The 7,272-nt window shown below is 72.6% G+C and carries 4 protein-coding genes; 2 read left to right on the top strand and 2 right to left on the bottom strand.

Annotated features, from left to right (window positions below; translation table 11 throughout):
• Positions 1–162: 162 nt before the first annotated feature.
• Both meaB and ACFYQA_RS05310 read right to left on the bottom strand, forming a co-directional pair.
• Positions 163–1,119, bottom strand: coding sequence for a methylmalonyl Co-A mutase-associated GTPase MeaB (meaB, locus tag ACFYQA_RS05315; RefSeq protein WP_388911763.1), 957 nt, complete (start codon positions 1,117–1,119; stop codon positions 163–165).
• Positions 1,120–1,199: 80 nt separating this feature from the next.
• The gene (locus ACFYQA_RS05310; protein ID WP_388911760.1) at positions 1,200–2,432 is read right to left on the bottom strand and encodes an acetyl-CoA C-acetyltransferase; all 1,233 of its coding nucleotides are present in this window, start codon (positions 2,430–2,432) and stop codon (positions 1,200–1,202) included.
• A gap of 147 nt (positions 2,433–2,579) precedes the next feature.
• Here ACFYQA_RS05310 and mce point away from each other — a divergent pair, with 147 nt between their 5' ends.
• Positions 2,580–3,020: a methylmalonyl-CoA epimerase gene (gene mce / locus ACFYQA_RS05305; RefSeq protein WP_388911757.1), complete on the top strand. Its 441-nt coding sequence runs from the start codon at positions 2,580–2,582 to the stop codon at positions 3,018–3,020.
• Positions 3,021–3,293: 273 nt separating this feature from the next.
• Positions 3,294–7,142, top strand: coding sequence for a polarized growth protein Scy (gene scy / locus ACFYQA_RS05300; protein ID WP_388911754.1), 3,849 nt, complete (start codon positions 3,294–3,296; stop codon positions 7,140–7,142).
• Positions 7,143–7,272: the final 130 nt, after the last annotated feature.

Genomic DNA, 7,272 nt, shown 5'->3' with positions numbered 1-7,272 from the left:
CCGGCTGCGGGTAGATCGGGGCGTTTCTCCGACGCGACCCGGTGACCGGGGGGGGGGGGGGGGGCTTTGGCCCCCCCCCCCCCCTCCCGGTGTGCTCCCGCCGGCCCTCACGGATCACGGACCGGTCCCTGTCCCTGTCCCGGCCCCGCTCCCGGCCCCGCCTCAGCCCCGCGTCAGCCCCGCCACCAGTTCGTCCGCCGCGCGGTACGGGTCCAGCTCGCCGCCGATGATCCGTTCCGCCAGCGCGCCCAGGCGGCGGTCGCCGTGCAGGTCGTCGATGCGCTCCCGCAGGGTCGTGACGGCGATCGTCTCGACCTCGCGGGCGGCGCGGGCCAGCCGGCGCTCCGCCAGGACTCCGTGCTCCTCCATCCACGCGTGGTGCTTCTCCAGGGCTTCGACGACCTCGTCGACGCCCTCCCCGCGCGAGGCGACGGTCTTGACGATCGGCGGCCGCCAGTCGCCGGGGGCGCGGGACTCGCCGAGGCCCAGCATGTGGTTCAGGTCGCGGGCGGTGGCGTCCGCACCGTCGCGGTCGGCCTTGTTGACGACGTAGACGTCGCCGATCTCCAGGATTCCGGCCTTGGCCGCCTGGATCCCGTCGCCCATGCCGGGCGCGAGGAGCACCACCGACGTGTCGGCCTGGGAGGCGATCTCCACCTCCGACTGGCCGACGCCGACCGTCTCCACCAGGACCACGTCGCAGCCGGCCGCGTCGAGGACGCGGATGGCCTGCGGCGCGGACCAGGCGAGGCCGCCCAGATGACCGCGGGTCGCCATGGAGCGGATGTAGACGCCGGGGTCGGAGGCGTGCTCCGACATCCGCACCCGGTCGCCGAGCAGCGCACCGCCGGAGAACGGCGAGGACGGGTCGACGGCCAGGACGCCGACCCGCTTGCCCTGCCTGCGGTACGCGCTCACCAGTGCCGAGGTGGACGTCGACTTGCCGACGCCCGGCGAGCCCGTCAGACCGACCACGTACGCGTTGCCGGTCAGCGGTGCCAGGGCCGCCATGACCTCCCTCAGCTGCGGGGACGCCCCCTCCACCAGGGAGATCAGCCGGGCCACGGCACGCGGCGCGCCCTCCCTGGCCCGTGCCACCAGAGTGGAGACGTCCTGCATCACTGCTCCGTTCACAAGTAGGAATCCGCAGGAGGGACCTGCGGGAGGAGTCTGCCAAGAACGACGGCCGGACGGCCCGCTCAGGCCTTGGGTACCCGTACGATCAGCGCGTCACCCTGCCCGCCGCCGCCGCACAGCGCCGCCGCGCCGATGCCGCCGCCGCGCCGCTTCAGCTCCAGCGCCAGGTGCAGCACCAGCCGGGCGCCGGACATCCCGATCGGGTGCCCCAGCGCGATGGCACCGCCGTTGACGTTCACCTTCTCCGTGGACACGCCGAGGTCCTTCATCGACTGCACGGCCACCGCCGCGAAGGCCTCGTTGATCTCGACGAGGTCCAGGTCCGCCACCTCGAGGCCCTCCTTCCCCAGGGCGTGGGCGATCGCGTTGGACGGCTGCGACTGCAGGGAGTTGTCGGGTCCCGCCACATTGCCGTGGGCACCGATCTCGGCGAGCCACTCCAGGCCGAGCTCCTGCGCCTTGGCCTTGCTCATCACGACCACGGCCGCCGCACCGTCCGAGATCTGCGAGGAGGAACCGGCGGTGATCGTGCCGTCCTTGGCGAAGGCGGGACGCAGCCTGCCCAGCGACTCGGCGGTGGTGTCGGCGCGGATGCCCTCGTCCTGGCTGAAGAGGACCGGGTCGCCCTTGCGCTGCGGGATCTCGACGGGGGTGATCTCCGCCTCGAAGATGCCGTTCTTCTGCGCGGCGGCGGCCCGCTGGTGGGACAGGGCGGCGATCTCGTCCTGCTCCGGGCGGCCGATGCCCAGGCGCGTGTTGTGCTTCTCGGTGGACTCGCCCATGGCGACGTTCTCGAAGGAGTCGGTCAGACCGTCGTACGCCATGGCGTCGATCATCTGGACCGCACCGTACTTGTAGCCCTCGCGGGACTTCGGCAGCAGGTGCGGGGCGTTGGTCATGGACTCCTGGCCGCCGGCCACGACCACGTCGAACTCGCCGGCCCGGATCAGCTGGTCGGCCAGCGCGATCGCGTCGAGGCCGGACAGGCACACCTTATTGACGGTGAGCGCCGGGACGTTCATCGGGATGCCGGCCTTGGCGGCGGCCTGGCGTGCCGGGATCTGCCCTGCCCCGGCCTGGAGCACCTGCCCCATGATCACGTACTGGACCTGGTCGCCGCCGATCCCCGCACGGTCGAGGGCGGCCTTGATCGCGAAGCCGCCGAGGTCGGCTCCGGAGAAGGACTTGAGCGAGCCGAGCAACCGGCCCATCGGGGTTCGGGCACCCGCGACGATGACGGACGTCGTGCCGTTCGCCGCGGTCGATGCGGATGGTGCGGAAGATGCAGAAGTCATGAGCTGCGATCCCCTTCCGGCTGCACAGCCGAGGAGTGAACGAGGGTTTACTTCGAATGTACTGAGCTGCGGTCCGCCCCGTCATCGGGCCGTCGGTGTGATCGCGCGCACGTTGCGTAACCGCTCGGGGACCGTTCCACTGAATCCATGCTGACGCGAATCGACCACATCGGAATCGCCTGCCACGACCTCGACGCGACCGTGGAGTTCTACCGGGCCACCTACGGCTTCGAGGTGTTCCACTCCGAGGTCAACGAGGAGCAGGGCGTGCGCGAGGCCATGCTGAAGATCAACGAGACCTCGGACGGAGGCGCGTCCTACCTCCAGTTGCTGGAGCCGACCCGGGAGGACTCCACCGTCGCGAAGTGGCTCGCGAAGAACGGCGAGGGAGTCCACCACATCGCTTTCGGTACGGCGGACGTCGACAGCGAGGCCGCCGCGATCAAGGACAAGGGCGTACGCGTGCTGTACGAAGAGCCCCGACGCGGCTCCATGGGGTCACGAATCACCTTCCTGCACCCCAAGGACTGTCATGGCGTACTGACAGAACTGGTCACTTCGGCGCCTGTTGAGTCACCTGAGCACTGACCCACGTACATAAGGGCCGGTAGGGTTGGGTGCGGTCGCCGCTCGATCCAGGGCGATCGGGTCCTGCCGTCAGAAAGGTGACGACTGCCGCCGTTCGGGTGAGCGTCGCCGATCCTGACAACAGGACGTACCGGGGTCCGGGTTTCGGGGGGCGAGCGCGGGGGTAGCAGCGCATGTTCCTCCGTTGATCTGACACCATTCCCCGGGGGTCCCGTCCGGCGGTTGGACGGGGCTCGGCCAGAGTTGCGACCAGGGGACGGATGGGACCGCGCAGTGCGGGGCTACGAGAGCCAGGAGCGAGAGCCGGCGGCTGACGTCGACCACCTCTCTCGGTTCGAAGCCGAGATGAAGCGGCTGAAGACCGAGCGGGAAAAGGCGATCCAGCATGCCGACGACCTCGGCTACCAGGTCGAGGTGCTGCGCGCCAAGTTGCACGAGGCGCGGCGCACCATCATGTCCCGGCCCGCTTACGAGGGCGGTGACATCGGCTACCAGGCCGAGCAGTTGCTGCGCAACGCGCAGGTGCAGGCCGACCAGCTCCGCGCGGACGCGGAGCGCGAGCTGAGCCAGGTGCGGGCGCAGACCCAGCGGATCCTCCAGGAGCACGCCGAGCAGGCGGCCCGGCTCCAGGCGGAGCTGCACCAGGAGGCGGTGACCCGGCGCCAGCAGCTCGACCAGGAGCTGGCGGAGCGCAGGCAGACCGTCGAGTCGCACGTCAACGAGAACGTGGCGTGGGCCGAGCAGGTGCGGGCCCGTTCCGAGCAGCAGGCCCGCCGGCTGCTCGACGAGTCCCGCGCGGAGGCCGAGCAGGCGCTGGCCGCCGCCCGCGCGGAGGCCGAGCGGGTGACCGCCGAGGCCCGTCACCGGCTGCGCAGCGACGCCGAGACGGCCCGCGCGGAGGCCGACCAGACGCTGCGCCGGGCCCGCGCGGACGCCGAGCGGCTGCTCAACGCCGCCTCCACGCAGGCGCAGGAGGCCACCGACCACGCCGAGCAGCTGCGGACGTCGACGGCCAGCGAGTCGGAGTCCACCCGCCGCGAGGCCCAGGAGCTCACCAAGGCCGCCGAGCAGCGCATGACGGCCGCCGAGGAGGCGCTGCGCGAGGCGCGCGCCGAGGCGGACAAGGTGCTCGCCGAGGCGAAGGAGGCCGCGTCGAAGGCGCTCACCTCCGCCGAGTCCGCCAACGAGACCCGTACGCGCACGGCCAAGGAGCAGGTCGCCCGGCTGGTCAGCGAGGCCACCAAGGAGGCCGAGACCACCAAGGCGGACGCCGAGCAGGTCGTCGCGGACGCCCGTGCCGAGGCGGAGAAGATCGTCGCGGAGGCCGCCGAGAAGGCCCGCACGATCACTGCCGAGGAGAGTGCCACCCAGCTCTCCAAGGCGGCCCGGACCGCAGAGGACGTGCTCAACAAGGCGTCCGAGGAGGCCAAGCGGACCACCAGGGAGGCGGCCGAGGAGGCGGAGCGCATCCGCGCCGAGGCCGAGGCCGAGGCCGACCGGCTGCGCGCCGAGGCGCACGACATCGCCACGCAGCTCAAGGGCGCGGCGAAGGACGACACCAAGGAGTACCGCGCCAAGACGGTCGAGCTCCAGGAGGAGGCCCGCCGGCTGCGCGGCGAGGCCGAGCACCTCCGGGCCGACGCGGTCGCCGAGGGCGAGAAGATCCGCGCGGAGGCCCGTAAGCAGGCCGTGTCGCAGATCGAGGAGGCCGCCCGGTCCGCCGAGGAGCTGCTGGCCAAGGCGAAGGCGGACGCGGATGAGCTGCGTTCCACCGCGCAGACGGACAGCGAGAAGGTCCGTACCGAGGCCATAGAGCGCGCCACGACACTGCGCCGGCAGGCCGAGGAGACGCTGGAGCGCACCCGCAAGGAGGCGGAGCGGCACCGCGCGGAGGCCACCGAGCAGGCCGACGCGCTCAAGGAGGACGCCGAACGGGCCGCGCGCGAGGTCCACGAGGAGACCGAGCGGGCCGTCGCCGCGCGCCGCGCGGAGGCCGCCGATGAGCTGACCCGGCTGCACACGGAGGCCGAGGAGCGGATCGCCTCGGCCGAACAGGCGCTGAGCGACGCCCGCGAGGAGGCGGGCCGTATCCGCCGGGAGGCCGCGGAGGAGGCCGAGCGGCTGCGCGCCGAGGCCGCGGAGCGGGGCCGAACGCTGCGGCAGCAGGCGGCGGCGGAAGCGGAGCGGCTGCGCGACGAGGCCGCGGCGGACGCGGCGGCGTCCCGCGCGGAGGGCGAGTCCGTGGCCGTGCAGTTGCGGTCGGAGGCCTCGGCGGAGGCGGAGCGGCTGAAGTCGGAGACGCAGGAGAGCGCCGACCGGATGCGGGCCGAGGCACGGGCCGCCGCCGAGCGGCTCGGCACGGAGGCGCAGGAGACGCTGGCGGGCGCGCAGGAGGAGGCCGCCCGGCGCCGGCGCGAGGCCGAGGAGCTGCTGGGCGCGGCCCGCACGGAGGCCGACCAGGAGCGCGAGCGGGCCCGGGAGCAGAGCGAGGAGCTGCTGGCCTCGGCCCGCAAGCGGGTGGAGGAGGCGCAGGCCGAGGCCGTACGGCTGGTCGAGGAGGCCGACCGGCGTGCCACCGAGATGGTGTCGGCGGCCGAGCAGAACGCCCAGCAGGTGCGGGACTCGGTCGCGGGGTTGCAGGAGCAGGCGCAGGACGAGATCGCCGGGCTGCGCCAGGCCGCCGAGCACGCGGCGGACCGTATGCGCCGCGAGGCGGAGGAGGAGTCGGACCGGGTCCGGGCCGACGCCTATGCGGAGCGGGAGCGGGCCGGCGAGGACGCCGGCCGGATGCGGCGCGATGCGCAGGAGGAGACGGAGGCCGCCAAGGCGCTTGCCGAGCGCACGGTGTCCGAGGCGATCACCGAGGCGGAGCGGGTCCGCTCGGAGGTCTCCGAGCAGACCCTGCGGATGCGTACGGAGGCGTCGGACGCGGTCGCCGAGGCCGAGCGGAACGCGTCGCGCACCCGGGCCGAGGCCCGGGAGGACGCCAACCGGATCCGTTCGGACGCGGCGGCCCAGGTGGACACCCTCATCACCGAGGCGCGCGGGGAGGCGGAGCGGCTCACCGCGGAGACGATCACGGAGACCGACCGGCTGCGTACGGAGTCGGTGGCCAAGGCCGAGAAGCTGATCTCGGACGCGTCCGGCGACGCGGAGCGGCTGCGGGCCGAGGGGGCCCAGGCGGTCGGTTCGGCGCAGCAGCACGCGGAGCGGGTCCGCACCGAGTCCGCGCGGGTCAAGGCCGACGCGGAGCGGGAGGCGGAGCGGCTGGTGACGTCCGCGCGCGAGGAGGCCGAGCGGACCCTCGACGAGTCCCGCAGGGAGGCCAACAAGCGGCGTTCGGAGGCGGCCGAGCAGGTCGACACGCTCATTACGGAGACCGCCGCCGAGGCGGACAAGCTGCTCACGGAGGCGCAGCAGCAGGCGCAGAAGGCCACCACGGACGCGGAGGCCCAGGCCGACTCGATGGTCGGCGCGGCCCGCACGGAGGCCGACCGGCTCGTCGCCGAGGCGACGGTCGAGGGCAACTCCCGGGTGGAGAAATCCCGTACGGACGCGGACGAGCTGCTGGTCGGGGCCCGCCGGGACGCGACCCGGATCAGGGAGCGCGCCGAGGAGCTGCGGGACCGGATCACCGGTGAGATCGAGGAGCTGCACGAGCGGGCCCGTCGTGAGGCGGCCGAGACGATGAAGTCCACCGGCGACCGCTGCGACGCGCTGATCAAGGCGTCCGAGGAGCAGCTGGCCAAGGCGCAGGCGAAGGCCAAGGAGATCGTGTCCGAGGCCAACTCCGAGGCGGGCAAGGTGCGTATCGCCGCGGTGAAGAAGGCCGAGGGTCTCCTGAAGGAGGCCGAGCAGAAGAAGGCCACGCTGGTCAAGGAGGCCGAGGAGCTGAAGGCCGAGGCGATCCGCGAGGCGCGGGCCACGGTCGAGGAGGGCAAGCGTGAGCTGGAGGTCCTGATGCGGCGGCGTGAGGACATCAACGCCGAGATCTCACGTGTCCAGGACGTCCTGGAGGCGCTGGAGTCGTTCGAGACGCCGGGCAGCGGCAAGGACCACGGGGTGAAGGCGTCCGCGGCGGCCGGTCCGCCCGGCCAGCGGAGCAAATCTTCGGACAGTTAGGATCCGTGGGAGCGAACCGGGCAAAAATCTTCGATGATGCAAGAAACCCCCCGTCGGCAGGTGAAATCCCTTGCCGGTCAGGGGGTTTGAGCATGCACTTGGCAAGCACTCCGGGGCTCAGCCACCCAAA

This window comes from Streptomyces sp. NPDC005774, assembly GCF_042871645.1.
GTDB lineage: Bacteria > Actinomycetota > Actinomycetes > Streptomycetales > Streptomycetaceae > Streptomyces > Streptomyces pratens.
Note: the sequence above shows the minus strand (reverse complement) of the source record. Positions and strands in the feature narration are given on the sequence as shown.

Coding starts and splice junctions, on each gene's coding strand:
- meaB (WP_388911763.1), bottom strand. CDS start 1,119: ATGCAGGACGTCTCCACTCTGGTGGCACGGGCCAGGGAGGGCGCGCCG.
- ACFYQA_RS05310 (WP_388911760.1), bottom strand. CDS start 2,432: ATGACTTCTGCATCTTCCGCACCATCCGCATCGACCGCGGCGAACGGC.
- mce (WP_388911757.1), top strand. CDS start 2,580: ATGCTGACGCGAATCGACCACATCGGAATCGCCTGCCACGACCTCGAC.